11 protein-coding genes and 2 pseudogenes are annotated in these 18883 nt (G+C 37.7%); 5 read left to right on the forward strand and 8 right to left on the reverse strand.

Annotated elements, in window-relative coordinates; translation table 11 throughout:
• Positions 1-214 precede the first annotated feature (214 nt).
• Positions 215-613 (reverse strand): annotated as a pseudogene (locus ACFINU_RS01185) (sensor histidine kinase); the annotation flags it as partial.
• Between the two features lie 4 nt (positions 614-617).
• Here ACFINU_RS01185 and ACFINU_RS01190 point away from each other — a divergent pair.
• Positions 618-928 (forward strand): annotated as a pseudogene (locus ACFINU_RS01190) (MBL fold metallo-hydrolase); the annotation flags it as partial.
• A gap of 67 nt (positions 929-995) precedes the next feature.
• Here ACFINU_RS01190 and ACFINU_RS01195 read toward each other — a convergent pair.
• From ACFINU_RS01195 to ACFINU_RS01205, 3 genes are all read right to left on the reverse strand, one after another.
• The gene (locus ACFINU_RS01195; RefSeq protein ID WP_375667309.1) at positions 996-1757 is read right to left on the reverse strand and encodes a BA14K family protein; all 762 of its coding nucleotides are present in this window, start codon (positions 1755-1757) and stop codon (positions 996-998) included.
• A 629-nt stretch (positions 1758-2386) separates the two neighbouring features.
• Complete coding sequence (uvrB, locus tag ACFINU_RS01200; protein WP_375617613.1) at positions 2387-4696, reverse strand: excinuclease ABC subunit UvrB; 2310 nt, start codon at positions 4694-4696, stop codon at positions 2387-2389.
• Positions 4697-4953: 257 nt separating this feature from the next.
• Positions 4954-5268, reverse strand: a complete 315-nt coding sequence (locus tag ACFINU_RS01205) for an SH3 domain-containing protein (protein WP_375617614.1) — start codon at positions 5266-5268, stop codon at positions 4954-4956.
• A gap of 338 nt (positions 5269-5606) precedes the next feature.
• On the opposite strand from ACFINU_RS01205, the gene greA reads away from it, so the two are divergent.
• Both greA and ACFINU_RS01215 read left to right on the forward strand, forming a co-directional pair.
• Positions 5607-6080, forward strand: coding sequence for a transcription elongation factor GreA (gene greA, locus ACFINU_RS01210; protein WP_007347010.1), 474 nt, complete (start codon positions 5607-5609; stop codon positions 6078-6080).
• 17 nt (positions 6081-6097) lie between these two features.
• Positions 6098-7156: a glycosyltransferase family 4 protein gene (locus ACFINU_RS01215; protein WP_375617615.1), complete on the forward strand. Its 1059-nt coding sequence runs from the start codon at positions 6098-6100 to the stop codon at positions 7154-7156.
• 917 nt (positions 7157-8073) lie between these two features.
• On the opposite strand, the gene ACFINU_RS01220 is transcribed toward ACFINU_RS01215, so the two are convergent.
• Positions 8074-9468: a TrkH family potassium uptake protein gene (locus tag ACFINU_RS01220; protein WP_375617616.1), complete on the reverse strand. Its 1395-nt coding sequence runs from the start codon at positions 9466-9468 to the stop codon at positions 8074-8076.
• Positions 9469-9778: 310 nt separating this feature from the next.
• Between ACFINU_RS01220 and trxB the strand changes: the two genes are divergently transcribed.
• Positions 9779-10735 (forward strand): thioredoxin-disulfide reductase, encoded by a 957-nt coding sequence (trxB, locus tag ACFINU_RS01225; RefSeq protein ID WP_375617617.1) that lies wholly within the window; start codon positions 9779-9781, stop codon positions 10733-10735.
• A 42-nt stretch (positions 10736-10777) separates the two neighbouring features.
• On the forward strand, positions 10778-11683 hold the full coding sequence (locus tag ACFINU_RS01230) for a LysR family transcriptional regulator (protein ID WP_273791217.1): 906 nt from the start codon (positions 10778-10780) through the stop codon (positions 11681-11683).
• Positions 11684-12744: 1061 nt separating this feature from the next.
• Here the strand turns inward: ACFINU_RS01230 and ACFINU_RS01235 are convergent.
• The 3 genes from ACFINU_RS01235 to carB form a co-directional block, all read right to left on the reverse strand.
• On the reverse strand, positions 12745-13947 hold the full coding sequence (locus ACFINU_RS01235; RefSeq protein WP_375617618.1) for a pyridoxal phosphate-dependent aminotransferase: 1203 nt from the start codon (positions 13945-13947) through the stop codon (positions 12745-12747).
• 321 nt (positions 13948-14268) lie between these two features.
• Positions 14269-14478: a cold-shock protein gene (locus ACFINU_RS01240; protein ID WP_012754908.1), complete on the reverse strand. Its 210-nt coding sequence runs from the start codon at positions 14476-14478 to the stop codon at positions 14269-14271.
• A gap of 247 nt (positions 14479-14725) precedes the next feature.
• The gene (carB, locus tag ACFINU_RS01245) at positions 14726-18211 is read right to left on the reverse strand and encodes a carbamoyl-phosphate synthase large subunit (protein ID WP_375611195.1); all 3486 of its coding nucleotides are present in this window, start codon (positions 18209-18211) and stop codon (positions 14726-14728) included.
• Positions 18212-18883 lie beyond the last annotated feature (672 nt).

Here is an 18883-nt window from a genome sequence, read left to right on the forward strand (position 1 = left end):
TTTTTATTGCTTGATACAATATGAATTGAACAATAGGTGTATGAATAAAATTTATCGTTTTTTATTATAGGATTATGGTGCTAAGATAGAACTTTATTTGTGTGATTGAATACAGTCCTGTTTGACTACTCTCTTGTGAGGCTAAATATTGAGTTCGATATCATATTATAACTGTATAAATATAATATATTGCGGGAACTTTTTTTGATGTATGGAAATATTCTTGTTGGGATATGGCTGTTAGTTTGACAGTATTGGCATGACAAAATGCATTTGACACAAGATTGCTGATGAGACGCGTGAAGGCACGTGGGCGTGCTTGTATTTGTGTAGGGCTTTCAATGGTGTAGGAAAATTGACGTTTGTGAAGATGCGCATCGGTAGAGAATTTTTGCATGAGAGCATTTAAATCAAAAGTTTTAACATACTCACTTTCTTCACTACGGGCAAAAGCAAGGTAATCTTCTAACATATTTTGCATGTCGCTCACATCTTGTTCAAGCGGCTTGATATCAAAGTCAGTATTTGCTAACGCTTGCTGAAGTTTAAAACGGGTGAGAATGGATCTTAAATCATGGCTTACACCCGAAAGCATCGTGGTGCGTTGTTCGATATAGTTAGAAGATGGTGAGGGTGTGTATTTTGCTGGACATGTGTTTAAGGTTTTTCACACCCCAGGACATTCCCCTGGTCATGTTATTTATTTCAATGAAAAAGAGCCTTAGCCCTCTTGGGTGATGTTCTCTTTTGTGGTTCTATTGGACTTACGGACTTCTCCTTCTGTTCTTATGAAAAATTGATGCAATCCCCTCGAGAAAAAATTTTACCCTTAGGCGATGATGTTTGTTTTATCTGTGGGCATGATCCCAAAAGTAGTATAGGCTATGGGCGCCAAAATAATCTTTTTCTTCAAGATTTTAATATATGAGCAAACAAAAAAACGCTTTGAAGCGTTTTTTTGCCATTTAAGACTTTTTAGTAGGACGGAACAGAAGTTAATTTATTGGGGCATAACAAATGTGTTCCAAACCATTACGGTCTCGAAAGGTCCCTGTTTTAGGGTTAAAGGAACGGTATTTTTTCTTGCAATAGTTAAGCCAATCAGATTCTAATGATTGCTGGAGTGGCTCATATGCCACTGTTTGCTGCACTTGATAAACTCTTTGATTTTGCGGTACTATTTGATAAACCACTTGTGGCTGTTCTGTTTTTTTTAAAATTGTACCAAGAATCGTACCTGTTGCAAGACCAAGAATACCTACCGCTAAAGCATCTCCTGAGTTGTCTATATGAATATTACTGTGTTTTGTCTTTTTGCGCTCGACGTAATGATATGTTTTGTTTTCAACATGATGATAATGGTGGTGGTGGTGATGATGATGTTGTTGTTGTTGTTGTTCCATCTTACTCTGTTTGGCTACAGACCTTTCATGTTTGGCTTTAAATCTTCTCTTGTTGTCATCAGAACTCTTGTGGAAATCATCAACAAACTTTTGGAAATCATCAGAAAAAAAGCCACGTTTTTTATCAGAACAATGGGAGCGAGAAAAACCGCAAGGCAGAATATCAGCTTTCTTCCTCATTTCCCTTATCGCATCATCTGTTTCTTTACGCATCTTCCTCATCATATCATCTATTTCTCTCGAGATAGAGTCACTACGATTCCATGCCATATCCGCAAGCGTTGCATTTAGCGGCATCAAAACGGTCACAGTTGACATTGCTGATAATACCGCTAACCTGATCACTTTTTTCATAATGATGCTCCTTGTGTAAATTCGTATTTTTCACACCCTACACGTTTCAAACTGAATAGAGCCTGAACAATTTTGGGCTTTATTGTGACAAAAAAAATAAAAATTTATTTAGTTAAATCTATCGCGGAGACAGTAAAATGAAATCATAACAGAATTTTGATTTCAATTAATGTACTCTTCTTGAGGTTAATTAATAAGTTTGTATTTGTAGTACCCGATTTTTACTATGGGATATAAACTCTTTATTTAGGGATAATTTTTTATTGTTTGGTACAATATGAATTGAACAATAGGGATATGAATAAAAGTTATCATTTTTTATCATAGGCTTATGGTTCTATGAGAAAGTCTTATTTTACTTTATTTGTGTTATAGAACAGTGTCCTATTTGAATATTTTCTTGTAAGGATAAATAATATTGATTTATATATCAGAGTATAACTGTATAAAGATAATATATTTTAGAATTTTTTTATAAAATGTTCTCTCTCATGTTGTTTTAGACAAATTGAAGCACCCTTGATGTTGGAGGTTGTCTATTTTTCGGATAACGCTGTTTACTTTTGAGCTTTCGTCTTTTTTTAGAAGAGCTGAAGATTATTTTATGCGGTTTGAAATTTTTTGCTCCTTCATTGATTGCGTTTTTTTCGTTTTATTGTTGCTTGATTAGGGGTGTTTTTACGAGATTTTCCTTTTTGATTTTCCAAAATACCAGTGTCCATGGTTGGTCCCATGTGTGCAAGGTCTGGTTTGGAGAAAAGACTTGGTTGTAATACGCGCTCATGGGTGGATTGTTCGCTATGATGTGTTAAGGGATTTTCCGCGAGTTCTAGTTCTATCTTTTGTAATTGTTTGATTTCATCGCGAAGGCGTGCTGCTTCTTCAAAATTAAGATCAGCAGCTGCTTCATGCATTAATTTTTCGAGGTGTTTAATATGAGATGCTAAATTGTTGCCAACCATATTTTTTTTCTCGATGACATCAGGGATATTTGTATGAATATGGTTGTTTTCATAGCCTGAATTAAGAATATCTCCGATATTTTTTTTGATACTTTTCGGTGTGATATGGTGTTCTTCATTATAGGCTATTTGTTTTTGTCGACGTCTTTGTGTTTCCAGTAAGGCTCGTTCTATGGAACCAGTGATCGTATCTGCATAGAGGACAACACGGCCATCTACGTTACGTGCAGCACGTCCGATTGTTTGTATGAGGGAAGTTTCAGAGCGCAAAAAGCCCTCTTTATCGGCATCTAGAATGGCAACAAAACCACATTCTGGAATATCTAAGCCTTCTCGGAGCAAGTTAATACCGATGAGGACATCAAAGGTGCCAAGCCGAAGATCGCGTAGAATTTCAATGCGCTCTAATGTATCAATGTCAGAATGCATATAGCGTACACGAATGTCTTGTTCGTGGAGATATTCAGTTAAGTCTTCGGCCATACGCTTTGTGAGGACTGTCACCAATGTACGGTAGCCTTTTTGAATTGTTTTACGAATTTCATTCACAACATCATCGACTTGATTTTTGGCTGGACGAACCTCTGTTGGTGGGTCAACAAGCCCTGTGGGGCGAATAACTTGTTCTGCAAAAGTGCCGTGAGATTGTTCTATTTCCCACCGTCCAGGTGTTGCGGAGACAGCAATCGTTTGTGGGCGCATAGCATCCCATTCTTCAAAGCGCAAAGGACGGTTATCCATACAAGAAGGGAGGCGAAAACCATATTCTGCTAAGGTTGCTTTTCTACGAAAGTCACCTCGGTACATGCCACCAATTTGGGGAATGGTTACGTGGCTTTCATCGATAAAAACAAGAGCATGATTTGGAATGTATTCGAACAAGGTTGGTGGTGGTTCTCCGGGTTTTCGTCCCGTTAAATAGCGTGAATAATTCTCGATTCCAGAGCATGAGCCGGTAGTTTCCAACATTTCTAAATCAAAAATTGTACGTTGTTCTAAACGTTGTGCTTCTAAAAGACGTCCAGCCGCATTTAATTCATCGAGGCGTTGAACGAGTTCCATTTTGATCGATTTCATCGCTTGGTTAAGTGTTGGGCGTGGTGTTACGTAGTGTGAGTTGGCATAAATTTTAATCGATTGAAGATCACCTGTTTTTTGACCCGTTAGAGGATCAAATTCCGTAATTGTTTCCACTTCATCGCCAAAGAGCGAAATACGCCAAGCACGATCTTCGAGGTGGGCAGGGAAAATTTCGATTGTATCCCCTCGAACACGAAAGGAACCACGAATGAAATTGATATCTTGTCGATAATACTGTTGAGAGACTAAATCAGCCAAGAGTTTTCGTTGATTGAGTTTGTCCCCTTTTTCTATTTGGAAGGTCATAGCAGTATAAGTTTCTACTGAACCAATCCCGTAGATACAGGATACAGATGCGACAATAATGACGTCATCACGCTCTAAGACAGCACGTGTTGCAGCATGGCGCATACGGTCGATTTGTTCATTAATTGAGGATTCCTTTTCAATATAGGTATCAGAGCGTGCAACGTAGGCTTCTGGCTGATAATAGTCATAATAGGAAACAAAATATTCGACGGCATTGTGGGGAAAAAAACTTTTAAACTCCCCATAAAGCTGCGCCGCTAAAGTTTTATTGGGAGCTAATATTAAAGCTGGACGCTGTGTTTTTTCAATGATATTGGCCATTGTATAGGTTTTTCCTGAGCCGGTAACACCCAAAAGCACTTGTGTACGTTCATTTTTTTGAATTCCCTCAACCAGAGTTTTAATGGCTTGAGGTTGATCTCCCGCTGGTTTAAAAGATGTTTCGAGTTGAAATGGAATACCACCTTCAGATTTTTCAGGACGAATAGGGCGGTGAGGTGTCCATAATGCACCATTCTTAAAAAGAGGATTACCTGAAGCAATAAGAGCAGAAAGAGCTTCTACTGTTGCAGTAACACCATTTTTCATTGTTGTATCCTTTGATAGAAAAGTGCTGGTGATTTTAAAGAAAATACTAATTTTTACAAATTTATTACGACAACAGCAAAACGTTATTGAACAGATTTATTTTGGTTTATTAGAGCTTTCATTAGGATATTGATCAAGTTTTTATGAGACAAATTCTTCGAAGTATTTCTTTGGAAGGAGCATATTTTTGGTTGTTCGTGAACACTATTGCATTTTTACCATGATGATATTCAAGAGGGCATAAGTTATTATGGCTGTTATGGAGAATAATCGGTACGTTTGGGCATTAAAGACATTGTATATGTGTGATAAAGATCATTTCCATCTTTAAATGAAAGATAACGAGATGACACCCAACCTATTTGAGTGTTATATCGGATATGGCACCAATTTCCTTCACAGTTTTTAACAAAAACTAATTCTCCAGCAGAGATTAAGCCGCAAAGTGCATACTGAGTGCTGGGACCTGTTCTAAAATTAAGATTTCTCGTAACAAAAGCATCTGCTGCCTTTGATATTGTTGTGGCTAAAAAGAAAGAGCCAAACATAAAAAAAATGACGATTTTTTTCATTTTTCTGTAAAGAATTTCTTTAGATATTTTCTATCCTTCTCTCTTCATATCCCATATGATTTCTTTTACTAGATTATGATAAAACAGAAAAAAATACAATTCTTTCTTCTTTAGGATACTTTAAAGAGAAGAGTGAAGTTTAACGTTTTAAACACCAAAATGAGATGTTTTAATCACTATTTGTGCATGTTTTGTTTCCTTTATTTATTTTTGTATGGAAAACAGCGATACTGTACTATATAATAAAAAAGATCGTAGTTTTCGGATTCCAAAAGTAATTTTGGAAGCCGTTTTTTGTATTTTTATTAAACCTTCCGTGTAATAGAAAGGGACGGATTATGGAAAAAGTTCCGATGACTACAGCTGGTTTTGAGAGTCTTAAAGAAGAGTTGCGTTGGCGTCAACAACAGGAGCGTCCGCGAATTATTGAAGCAATTTCTGAGGCGCGTGCGCATGGTGATTTATCTGAAAATGCTGAGTATCATGCAGCTAAAGAAGCGCAAAGTCATAATGAGGGGCGTATAAATGAGCTTGAAGATTATATCGCACGAGCAGAAGTTATAGATGTCTCGCGTCTTTCAGGTGACAAAATAAAATTTGGCGCAACCATTAAACTTTTGGATGAGGACACTGAAGAAAAAAAAGTGTATCAGATCGTAGGAGATCAAGAAGCTGATGTAAAGGTTGGTAAAATCTCTATTTCTTCGCCTATCGCACGTGCACTTATTGGCAAGCAAGAAGGTGATGTGATTGAGGTGAATGCACCAGGTGGTGCGCATAATTACGAGATCATTAAGGTTCAGTACATCTAAATAACATATGGATTATTATGCGTGTATCTTTGGACGAAACTGAGATTATTGCGCCTCACTTGAAAAGGCGTTTGTCGGGAGTAACATCTACGATTATTCAGCTTATTCCACTGCAACGCGAACAGGGTGTGCGTATATCCACTTTGGGGTTTGGTTTACCACGAACTTTACCGACACTCGCCTTTAAGGACCTTTTCGGACTTTGGAAAAGTCCGAAAGGGAAGCCATTTCGTATTTGGCATGCACGACGCAATATTGAGATGCTTTGTGGGATCTTTTTGCGCGATGTTTTGCGAATGAAGCTTAAACTCATCTTTACTTCGGCATCTCGACGCGAACACAAGCCTTTTACCAAATGGTTGCTTCGTCGTATGGATAAAGTTATCGCTACTAGTGTATGTACGGGAACCTATCTAGAAGTGCCTCATAAGGTTATTATGCATGGAGTGGATATTAGGCGTTTTTCACCCCCCAAAATTCCTGATGATTACTTTCCAGCAACTGGGGTGCCAGGAAAATATGCGGTAGGATGTTTTGGGCGCGTGCGCTATTTAAAGGGTACTGATTTGTTTGTGGACGCGATGATAGCATTATTGCCTGACTATCCCGAATGGACAGCACTTATCGCTGGTCGGACTACAGAACAGCATTATGGTTTTGAAAAGAAATTACGACAGAAGATTGCTGAAGCTGGTTTAAACGACCGCATTATTTTTCTTGGTGAAAGGCTTGATATACCTGTGTGGTATCGCCGTTTATCACTTTATGTAACTCCTTCTCGTTTGGAAGGTTTTGGTCTGACACCATTGGAGGCAATGGCATCACAGACGGCTGTAGTGGCGAGTGATGTAGGAATTTTTAAAGAATTGGTGGTCGAGGGAACAGGAACGGTTGTTCAAGCAGGAGATGGAGCGGCTTTAACAGCAGCAATTGAACCTTATTTTGCTGATGTAGAAAAAACATTGGCAGCCGGAAAGAAAGCTTTAACCCATGTTCGTACTCACTTTCCTTTGGAAAAAGAGGCAAGCAAGATTGAAAGTGTTTACAAAGAACTGTTTGCAGAAAAAACACTTTGATTATTATATCAAAAATCTTTTTGAGGAATGATAAAAGTATTTTCCTTAAAGGTTTTTCATAGTCATCAAGAAAACAGCTCAATGATATAAATGTTATTTTACAAAATTTATATCGTCTTTAGTAGCACGCTATAAAAAGTTCTCAAAATTTTGGATAAAATATTAAAAATGTATACGCTTGAGAGCGATATGTAGTTTATGATAAAGCATACTAAGAGAGAGGAAAGCTACTTTTATTCATTGATATTTTAGAATAAGAAAATAATGCTTTAACTCAAGTCTGGGGATTTATGCACTATCTTATACGGTGTCGTACTGATATTGTTCGTTTTGTAAGACTTAAATAGATAGCAAAAAAACGTTTTCTTGTCTTAAAAAGATAATGATGGTATCTCCATGAATAAAATAGTCGTACATATTTTCAATAAATTCATAATAAGATGGATTTAAGATCATATATATATATGATTTTTATAGATAATTTACCTTTTCAATTTGAATAAGAGCTTTGAGTACCGTAAGATTTTCTCATGTAAAATCTGTTGATATTAAATTAATGAGAGCTATCTTCTTGCACATCACAATTGGAAGAAGGCATGTGGTGGATAAAAACTATTGAAGACAGGGGGTAAAGAGATTTCTTATAAATTGTCTGAAATGTAGGCTGTTACGATATTAGCAGAAAGAAAATAATATGGTGGTACTAATTTATATCTTATTTTGTAGTAGCGACTTGCACCTTATTATTATTTAAGTAAAAATGATGGTGCCCATTTTATATCATTGATATGATGTTTTGTATGAAATTTTAGGAAATCTTCAGTGGATTGAGTAAGGGGTAAATATTATGATGCATACTGTTCTCGCCTTTTTATCTTGTAAATTTTTTATCATGGTAGCATAAAATACTCTATGCATTAGAATTGTTCACGCCAGAAAGCGGGAATAAAAAGGACGAATATTGTTATGATTTCAAGGCGTCCAGCTAACATTAGAAAACTTAAAATCCATAAAGCATGATCGTTGATTGTAGAGAAATTACCAGTGGGGCCAATAATATCTCCAAAGCCTGGACCAACATTTGAAAGTGCGGTTAAGACCCCCGTAAAGGCAGAGGTAAAGTCAAGACCGGTTGTAAGCAAAAGTGCAGTGCCGATAACAAGGCAAAACATATAAAGACAAACAAAAAACAGAACAGCTTGAGCAACATCATTTGATATATTTGAGTGATCGTAGCGCGCTTTTACAACGACATTAGGAGAAAGAAGTTTTTCTATATTTGTTTGTGTAATACGCCAAAGAATAATGAGGCGATTGATTTTCATACCACCAGAAGTAGAACCAGCACATCCGCCTGTAAAAGAAACAATAAAGAAAATTCCAAGCGCAAACGCTCCCCAAAGTTGATAATCTTCAGCGCTGTAACCGGTGGTGCTAATAATGGATGAAAGGTGAAAAATGACATCAAGAAAAATCAAGTGGAATGCGCGATGATCATAAAACCGTAGCCATGCCGCTAAAGCAAAGCTGAAAAGGAGAACGATATGGAGAAAAACAATCACTTGTGGGTCAAGGAAGCGTTTGGAGTGTCCAGGAAGGACTAATTTAACATAAAGTACGAAGGGTAAAGCAGAAAGCAACATGAAGATTGTTGAAATAATTAAGATGGCTGGTGTATCAGAAAAATAGCCAAAAGAAGCATCATGCGTTGAAAAACCAGCTGTTGCTACTGTACTCATTGCATGGTTAATGGCATCAAATAAATTCATGCCTGCAGCAAAATAAGAAAGCATACAAGCCAATGTTAACCCAACATAAGCGATGATAATTCCGTTAGCAATTTGGTTGATGCGAGGCAATATTTTTTCAGATTTATCAGATGATTCCATATGAAAAAGCCGCACGCCACCCACACGCAGTGAAGGCAAAATTAAGAGGGCTAAACCGATAAAACCAATGCCCCCAATCCAGCATATAAGAGAACGCCATAATAAAATACTTCGCGATAAATTATCAAGATCAGAAAGGACTGTGGAGCCTGTTGTTGTAATTCCAGAAACAGATTCAAAAATGGCTCCTGCTAGAGAAATGGGAAGAGGAGAAAGATAAAGAGGTAAGGCACCTACGATGCTTCCTGTAAGCCAAAGACAAACAGTGAGCATAAAGCCAAGCCGTGCTGAAAAACGACAAGTAGCTCCCTTAGTTGCTAGAAGAATCAGCGTTGCTAACATGGTGGTTATGGCACAAGAATAGAGAAAGCTTATCCAATTACGATTGTTGTCGTGCAAATCCACAAAAATTGGCAAAAGCATTGCTCCTCCCATGATTAAGGCAAAACGTGCACAGACATTGATAATAAATTGAAAAATGATCGTTCCCTATCTTTGTATCTCTTTTTATTATGGTTTTGTGCTCATAAGAAGTTACATTTTTCTCTTTATAGGATAAGGATTAATTCTTAACATTAGCGTGCCTTGATGAATTAGTAATCAGACCTTTTCATAAAACTTGAAAAGAAGTATATATAACATAATTAGGGCTCTTGAAAAATATTTTTTTAAAAGGCTGCATTCCGTTATCATTTATAGAATAATTAATTTATAATAAAGTGAAGGGGATTTAATGGTACAATCGCATATTCGTCTGCTGATTATTGGCTCAGGTCCGGCTGGTTATACAGCGGCGGTCTATGCAGCAAGAGCAATGCTTAAGCCTGTTTTGGTGACGGGCTTGCAGCAGGGGGGACAATTGACAATTACAACTGATGTTGAGAATTATCCAGGTTTTGCAGATCCCATTCAAGGACCATGGTTGATGGAACAAATGGCGAAACAAGCTGAGAATATGGGGACAAAAATTGTCTATGATACAATTATAAAGGCTGATTTGTTGAAGTATCCTTTTGTCTTATATGGGGATTCAGGAACACAATATTCTTGTGATGCACTGATTATTGCAACAGGAGCTCAAGCGCGCTGGCTTGGTTTAGAAAGTGAACAGACCTTTATGGGCGGAGGTGTTTCTGCTTGTGCTACATGTGATGGTTTTTTTTATCGTGATAAGGACGTTATTGTCGTGGGAGGAGGAAATACGGCTGTTGAAGAAGCACTTTATTTATCGCATTTGGCTAAAAGTGTAAGCGTGGTTCACAGGCGGGGGCAGTTTCGGGCAGAAAAAATTTTGCAAGATAGGTTGCTGGCTTGTAATAATGTACGTGTTCTTTGGGATCATGTGGTTGAAGAAATTGTGGGGCTGCCAGCTCAAGATTCAATGGGCGCTGTTGTAACAGGGGCACGTCTGAAAAATGTTAAGACAGGTCACGAGATGAAAGTGAATGCAGAGGGCATATTTATTGCCATTGGGCATGATCCTGCTGTTTCTCTGTTTGAAGGACAGCTGAAACAAAAACGAGGCGGCTATTTATGGACAGCACCGGACTCAACAGCAACAAGCATTGCTGGTGTTTTTGCTGCTGGGGATGTGACAGATGAAACATTCCGCCAAGCTGTAACAGCTGCGGGAAGAGGATGTATGGCAGCGTTGGAAGCAGAACGGTTTTTGGATATACCCAGGCCTTAGTCATTCATTGAGAACATAGAGAATATAGAGGTAGAATTAATTGTGGCGCCACCGTTGGATTGGGATAAGTTAAGGGTTTTTCACGCTGCAGCAGAAGCGGGATCTTTTACGCATGCTGCTCAAAAACTTCATTTATCTCAATCAGCCGTTTCACGACAGGTTTCGGCTTTAGAACAAGAGGTTGGGGTATCCTTATTTCAACGTCATGCGCGTGGTTTGATTCTTACAGAACAGGGAGAAACTCTTTATCGTACAGCTCATGATGTTTTGATGAAGCTTGAAAGTGTGCGTTTGCAATTAAGTGAAAGCTATGCAAAACCAACGGGGCACTTGCGTGTGACCTCGACCTTTGGAATGGGGGCAGGGTGGATTGCAGAGCGTATGCCAGAATTTCTTAGTCTTTATCCTGATATGCAGGTTCAGCTTTTGCTTTCCGATGAAGAGCTTGATTTGACAATGTGTCATGCGGACTGTGCTGTTCGCTTACATCAACCCAAACAACCTGATCTTATACAAAGAAAACTCTTTACAATTCATATGCATGTTTATGCTTCGGAAAAGTATATTGCAAATTATGGAAAGCCGGAAAAATTGTCTGATCTCGATGAGCATCGTATTATTTCGTTCGGTGAACCTGTTCCACCTTATTTGTCTGGTTTAAATTGGTTGGAAAAGGCTGGTAGAAGTGATGGATCATTGCGCGTTTCAGTTTTACAAATCAACAATATCATCTCAATAAAGAATGCGCTTATGCGTGATCTTGGGATTGCTGTGCTTCCTGATTATATCGTCAATAATGATGAGCATTTAGTGCGTCTTTTTCCTGATATGGTTGATATTCCTTCTTTTGATACTTTTTTTTGTTATCCTTATAATTTAAAGAATTTGGCAAGGTTAAATGCTTTTCGAGATTATATTTTTTTAAAAGCTCGCCAGTGGTCTTTTTAATATTAATATCTTAATTTATAAGGAATAATTAGCTGTGCGGGTAAATATTTTTGAAAAGAGGGATAAATGTTTTTTATGAATACTAGCAACCATGAGGGTTATTATATATTGAAAAATGGACAATCGTGTGATGGTGTAGTTAACATTTTTACTATTTAATTAAAGAGAGTGGTGCATGATGGAGACAAATTTAAAGCTATGTGTTTATTGCATAGCAGATACGCTTAAGTCTTTGTTGTGCTTTTCCTTATAAAATGACATAGAATACTATCTCTTGATTATGTTGCCTCCCAGTTTCGTTTTCTTGAGTGTTCCCTTACGAAGGTCTATCAGATTGATTTTATCTCTGAGGATTTTCCAAATTTGCCGGATATATGTCCGGCTTTTTTTTTAATTTTTGAAAGAGTCCCTAGAAATTGCAATATATGGGAAGATGATAAAGAAAAAATTTCGAAACTGGTGGATATCCAATAATTTTTTAAGAATACTAAAATTCAATGAGGAGTTTGAGAGGGGGTATTCTATTGTACTGTAAAAGTCTGTCTTTTAGGGGCGTGATATAAAATATTTAAAACCTTATACATGAAGTGCTTTTTATTAGAATGTGAGGTGAATATTTAAGGCAGGTCTTGTTCATAAAGCCTATGAAGTAAATCAAGTAGTTATTAAATAGAACTTAAAGGAAACTGTATTGTTTACACAACGATGGGAGGTGGCTTCTTCTTCGTTTTAGGACGAAGAAGAAGCTGAGAAATAGAAGAGATTTTATTGTAAGGGCCTTTGATTATAAGGGCAATTGTGTTTAAAAGTTCTCGGTCTTTTTTAGAGTTATAAATTGAATGGAGAAAGTAGAATAGGTTTGTCATCTCTTATGATAATAGACCGATTCATTTATTTGATAGCTAGATTTTTTTGATCTTTATCTACAGCATCTATTTTTGTGTTTATTCATAGATATTTTTGCTGAATCGATAGATTTAGACCATGACACAGTTTCAGATATTTTCTCGGATATACTAACATTCGGCAAAAAACAATCACAAGCGATGATATTCAAAATTTTAAATTAAACTGTTGCAAAAACGCTGTATACGTATACAAGCTTTTTCAAGTAATTCTTCTGATGTTGCATAAGAAATACGAAAAGTTGATCCAAGTCCAAAAGCAGATCCTTGGACGACAGAAACAGCTTCTGTTTCTAGAAGCGCTATGGCAAAGTCTTCATCATTTGTAATACGTTGACCATTGGGTGTTTTCTTTCCAATAAGTCCGGTGCAAGAAGGATAAACATAAAAAGCACCCTCAGGCGTTGGACAGTGAATGCCAGGAGCTTGATTTAGCATGGAGACAACGAGATCACGGCGTGCTTGAAAAATACTTTTATTTTTAGCAATAAAGTTTTGTGGCCCGTTGAGTGCTTCAACCGCAGCCCATTGTGAAATGACACTTGTTCCAGATGTTTGCTGTCCTTGAATGGTATCCATGGCTTTAATTAATTCTTGTGGTCCGCCTGCATAACCGATTCTCCATCCCGTCATCGCATAGGCTTTAGAAACACCATTCATTGTGAGTGTACGCTCATAAAGCGCTGGTTCTACTTGAGCTGGAGTCACAAAGGTAAAACCCTCATATGTGAGATGTTCATATATATCATCGGAAAGGATATAAACATGAGGATATTTTACTAAAACATCTGTAAGTTTTTTCAATTCATTATGTGTATAAGCGGCACCTGATGGATTTGAAGGAGAGTTAAAGATGAACCATTTGGTTTTGGGGGTAATGGCAGCTTCTAGCTCTTGTGGTTGGAGTTTATAAGAAAATTCGGCTTTTGTTTCTAAAAAGACAGGCGTACCATCGTTGAGTGCGACCATTTCTGGATAACTAACCCAATAAGGGGATGGAATGATGACCTCATCTCCTTTATTCAAAGTTGCCATGAATGCATTAAAGAGAATTTGTTTTCCACCGGTACCAACAATAATTTGTTCTGGTTGATAAAGAAGGTTATTTTCTCTTTTAAACTTTGCAGAAATTGCTTGGCGCAATTCTGGAATTCCTGATATGGGAGGGTATTTTGTTTCTCCCCTTCGAATAGCTTCAATAGCCGCGTTTTTGATGTTGTCTGGGGTATCAAAGTCTGGCTCTCCAGCACTTAAAGCAATAACATTGCGCCCTAATGCTTTTAAATGACGGGCCTTTTGAGAAGCAGCAATTGTTGCAGAAGGTTTGATACGAGACAGTTTGTCGGCAATAAAAGCCATAATTTAAAATCCTTATATTATATCAACAAATGGTTATTGCTTTAAGGATATTCTATAAGAGATTATATTGTATGCAATAAAAAACTTCCAAAATACTCTTACACGGGCTTTATATTCTTCTTTTTTGAGATATTTTACAAGATAATCTCTTCATAGATTTTATGAAAGTTTTTGAGGAAGTATAAAAGAGGTTTGATGAATTGTGCAAAGGAGATAAACAGTCTTTTATTTTAACAAGGTAAAATAATGCTTTATACAAAATAAAAAATCTTCGTCGTTACAGACGAAGATTTCTAAATAAAATATTGCAGAATTTAAACTTTAAAGTGCTGCAAGGTTACCAGCGGCAAATTTTCCTGAACGACGATCTTGAAGAACATCATAAGAGATTTTTTGCCCTTCATTAAGACTGTTTAGACCTGAACGCTCGACGGCAGAAATGTGTACAAATACATCTGCACTACCATCACTAGGCTGAATGAATCCGAAACCTTTTGTTGTATTAAACCACTTAACTGTTCCTGTAGACATAGGAAACTCCTTAGAATATATAATTATATTGAGCATTGAAGCTTTTATTCCTTCAATACGGTTGTAGATCGAAATTAGGTGGGAGAAGTTTCGTCGAAAGTGCAGATTGCACAGGAAAGAAAGTCACGTAACCGAAAATTCGATGAAACCTCTATAAAAGTTTTTAGAACAAAAAGCAAGTCTTAATCAATTTTTATATAAAGAAAAAATAAGAAAACAGTGTACATTTTGTTAAGTAGAAAAAAAATCAACTAAAATAACTTTGTAGTGAACGTACCTCAAGGTGCCTTTTTTTGAGTGCTTTGATCGCTTCTACGACGGCTTCGGCTCCAGCTATTGTTGTATAATAGGGAACATTTTGCATGAGTGCTGCATAACGTAATGATTTTGAGTCTGAGATGGCACTGGCAGTACTAGTTGTATTAAAAATTAATTGAATTTGGCGATTACGAATAGCATCTTCAATATGGGGGTGTCCCTCTAGAACTTTGTTGATTTTTTTTGCTTCAACGTGGTGTTCGGTGAGAAATTTTTGTGTTCCACTTGTGGCGACAACAGAAAAGCCAAGCTCAGTTAAACGTTTTACAGGATTTAAGATGCGTTTTTTATCTTCATCTCTTACAGAAACGAACAAAGTTCCTTCTTTAGGGAGTTTTACACCAGCTCCAAGTTGGGCTTTAGCAAAAGCAAGCGAAAATTCATAGTCAAGTCCCATAACTTCACCGGTTGAGCGCATTTCTGGACCAAGAAGTGTATCAACACCTGAAAAACGAGCAAAAGGAAATACTGCTTCCTTGACGGCAATATGTTGTTTTTTTTGCAAAGAAGGTAATCCACCATAAGCTTGAAGAGCATCATGAAGCGTTTCTCCTGCCATAATACGTGCAGCCATTTTAGCAATAGGGCGACCAATCGTTTTTGCAACAAATGGGACAGTACGTGAAGCACGGGGATTGACTTCTAAGACATAAATGGTGTCATCTTTTATAGCATATTGTACATTCATTAAGCCGCGAACATGAAGTGCTTGGGCTAATGCTTTGGTTTGGCGCTCTAATTCAGTAACTATTTTATTTGAGAGCGTATGGACTGGTAGAGAACATGCTGAATCACCAGAGTGGATACCAGCTTCTTCAATATGTTCCATAATACCAACGATTAGTGTTTCTTTGCCATCACATAGACAATCAACATCTACTTCAATTGCTTCTGTTAAATAGGTATCAAAGAGAAGCGGATTTTTACCAAGCAATATATTGATTTGTCCTGTTGTGTCGTTAGGATAACGGACTTTGATATCTTCTGAAATTAATTCAGGGACACTTTCAAGTAAATAATTTTGTAAGCTACGTTCATCACGAATAATTTGCATAGCACGTCCTCCTAAAACATAAGAGGGACGTACAACCAAAGGGAAGCCTAGTTCGTGGGCAATGAGGCGTGCTTGTTCAATGGAGTGGGCAATACCATTTTGAGGTTGTGTTAAATTAAGTTTAAATAACAGTTTTTGAAAGCGGTCTCTATCTTCTGCTAAGTCGATAGCGTCAGGTGAAGTACCTAGGATGGGGATATTGTGTTTTTCTAGAGCGCTTGCCAATTTTAAGGGTGTTTGTCCGCCAAATTGGACGATGACTCCAACCAAATCTCCTTTTTCCTGTTCTGCTTCTAAAATAGCGATAACGTCTTCTGTTGTTAAAGATTCAAAGTAAAGGCGATCAGAGGTATCATAGTCGGTTGAAACTGTTTCAGGATTACAGTTAATCATAATCGCTTCAAATCCTGCATCACGCAGTGCAAAAGCAGCGTGGCAGCAACAGTAATCAAATTCAATACCTTGCCCAATGCGGTTTGGTCCACCGCCTAAAATAGCAATTTTTTTACGTTCAGAAACGTGTGCTTCCGAGTGCTCTACACCTGCAAAGGGAACTTCATATGTTGAATACATATAGGCTGTAGGAGAAGAAAATTCAGCGGCACAAGTATCAATCCGTTTGAAGACGTGTTTAACATTCAGTGATTTGCGTAAAGCTGCGATATAATCAGGTTCTTTCCCTGTAAGGGAGGCTAATCGCGCATCTGAAAAGCCCATAGCTTTTAACATACGTAAGTTATCTGCGTCTTGGGGTAATCCATGAATGCGGATACGCTGCTCCATTTCAATGATGGAGGCTATTTGTTCTAAAAACCACGGATCAATTTTGCTAATTTGGTGAATCTCGTTTAAGGGTAAGCCTGTGCGCATGGCTTGAGCAATATAGCGTAGACGATCAGGGCTTGGTATGGCAATGGCGGAGCGTATAGAACTTTTTTCATCACCTTCAGCATGCTCTGGAATCACAATTTCATCAAGACCCGTAAGCCCTGTTTCAAGTCCACGGAGTGCTTTTTGTAATGATTCTTGAAAAGTGCGTCCAATTGCCATGACTTCTCCTACAGATTTCATCGCAGTTGTGAGGACAGGTGATGAACCGGGAAATTTTTCAAACGCAAAACGAGGAATTTTTGTCACAATATAGTCAATAGAAGGCTCAAATGATGCTGGTGTTGCACCACCCGTGATATCATTTTTTAATTCATCAAGTGTATAACCAACAGCCAGTTTAGCCGCTACTTTAGCAATGGGAAACCCCGTTGCTTTTGAGGCAAGCGCTGAAGAGCGAGAAACACGCGGATTCATTTCAATAACAATGAGGCGCCCATTTTCAGGATTGACAGCAAACTGTACATTGGATCCCCCCGTTTCAACGCCAATTTCACGCAAAACAGCAATCGAAGCATTACGCATACATTGATATTCTTTATCGGTTAAGGTGAGAGCAGGTGCTACAGTGATCGAATCACCGGTATGAATCCCCATTGGATCAATGTTTTCAATAGAACAAACGATGATACAATTGTCGTTCTTATCACGAACAACTTCCATCTCATATTCTTTCCACCCTAAAACACTTTCTTCAATTAATACTTCTGTTGTTGGTGAAGCTTCAAGCCCACGTTCAATAATTTCATAGAATTCAGAGCGGTTATAAGCAATTCCACCACCAGTTCCACCAAGGGTAAATGAAGGACGAATAATAGCTGGAAGCCCGACAACATCAAGAGCTTGAACTGCTTTTGCTGTTGCATGGGCGATATAATGTTGTTTGCGATCAGCTTCGGTATGTCGCCAGTTGCGCTCAAGTTCTTCGAGTGCTTTGTCAAGCGCAGCACCAGAAAGCTTTGCTTTAAGTTCAGCACACGTTTTTGCGTGTTGTTGGCGATTTTCTTCTTTCAGTTCTGTTGCATTGGCTAACATAGAGCGTGGCGTTTCCAAACCGATTTTTGCCATCGCTTGGCGGAATAAAGCACGATCTTCAGCTTTATCAATAGCATCAGCATTGGCTCCTATCATTTCAACATGATAGCGGTCTAAAATCCCCATACGCTTTAATGATAAAGCAGTATTGAGGGCTGTTTGTCCTCCCATAGTGGGTAAAAGGGCATCGGGACGCTCGTGGGCAATAATTTTGGCAACTATTTCAGGAGTAATGGGCTCTATATAAGTTGCATCAGCTAGATCTGGATCTGTCATAATCGTGGCAGGATTAGAATTTACCAAAATAATTCGGTAACCTTCTTCTTTTAATGCTTTACAGGCTTGAGTGCCTGAATAATCAAATTCACATGCCTGACCAATGATAATAGGTCCTGCTCCGATGATAAGAATAGATTTTATATCTGTGCGTTTGGGCATGACTTTTTCCTATGACAAATCTATGTGCGATTGTTGCGGGCAAAATATTTCAGTTCTGAGGCTACAATCATTTTATAAGTTAAGTGACAAAGAAAGTAAGCATTAAAATACCTTTTCCATGCTTTTTTTCATAAAATTGAAGATAAATTTCTTTTTTGAGTTGAGTCATCTCATCAGTCTATCAAAAGTATGACCTTTGATAAAAAAATAATAACAGTGCTCCAACAAATTAGAATATTCAAGCATACGTGGAGCATAAAAAGCCAGAACATCTTTCCAATCCATTGCCTGCATATTTTGTGTTTTATGACGTTTTTTGCCTAAGAGAGCACGCGCTTTTTCTGTTGCTTGTAAGACATAAGCCCATTATTTATGGTTCGATGGGATTTCGTAAAATGAAATAGGAAACTTATCGTGTTGTTCCGTAAAATACTGCCGTTTAGAGCTGTGATATAAGGTATGAAAATTTACCACATTAAGGTGTTTTTTTGTTAGAGTGTATGATAGAATTCAGGACAGGATTTGTCTGTAGAGAGCTTATGAAATAAACCATATAAAATGGTTTCTGTTGGAATCTGTTATATAAAAAGCAAGATTGTTGATAGATCGGCTCTGGTCGAAGTTTCCGTTTTAGGGTAGGAAGACAGTCAATCTATGTATCTTTCCATTTCA

This window comes from Bartonella sp. AC130YNZD, assembly GCF_042196865.1.
Lineage (GTDB): Bacteria > Pseudomonadota > Alphaproteobacteria > Rhizobiales > Rhizobiaceae > Bartonella.

Coding starts and splice junctions, on each gene's coding strand:
- ACFINU_RS01195 (WP_375667309.1), bottom strand. CDS start 1,757: ATGAAAAAAGTGATCAGGTTAGCGGTATTATCAGCAATGTCAACTGTG.
- uvrB (WP_375617613.1), bottom strand. CDS start 4,696: ATGAAAAATGGTGTTACTGCAACAGTAGAAGCTCTTTCTGCTCTTATT.
- ACFINU_RS01205 (WP_375617614.1), bottom strand. CDS start 5,268: ATGAAAAAAATCGTCATTTTTTTTATGTTTGGCTCTTTCTTTTTAGCC.
- greA (WP_007347010.1), top strand. CDS start 5,607: ATGGAAAAAGTTCCGATGACTACAGCTGGTTTTGAGAGTCTTAAAGAA.
- ACFINU_RS01215 (WP_375617615.1), top strand. CDS start 6,098: ATGCGTGTATCTTTGGACGAAACTGAGATTATTGCGCCTCACTTGAAA.
- ACFINU_RS01220 (WP_375617616.1), bottom strand. CDS start 9,468: ATGCTTTTGCCAATTTTTGTGGATTTGCACGACAACAATCGTAATTGG.
- trxB (WP_375617617.1), top strand. CDS start 9,779: ATGGTACAATCGCATATTCGTCTGCTGATTATTGGCTCAGGTCCGGCT.
- ACFINU_RS01235 (WP_375617618.1), bottom strand. CDS start 13,947: ATGGCTTTTATTGCCGACAAACTGTCTCGTATCAAACCTTCTGCAACA.
- ACFINU_RS01240 (WP_012754908.1), bottom strand. CDS start 14,478: ATGTCTACAGGAACAGTTAAGTGGTTTAATACAACAAAAGGTTTCGGA.
- carB (WP_375611195.1), bottom strand. CDS start 18,211: ATGCCCAAACGCACAGATATAAAATCTATTCTTATCATCGGAGCAGGA.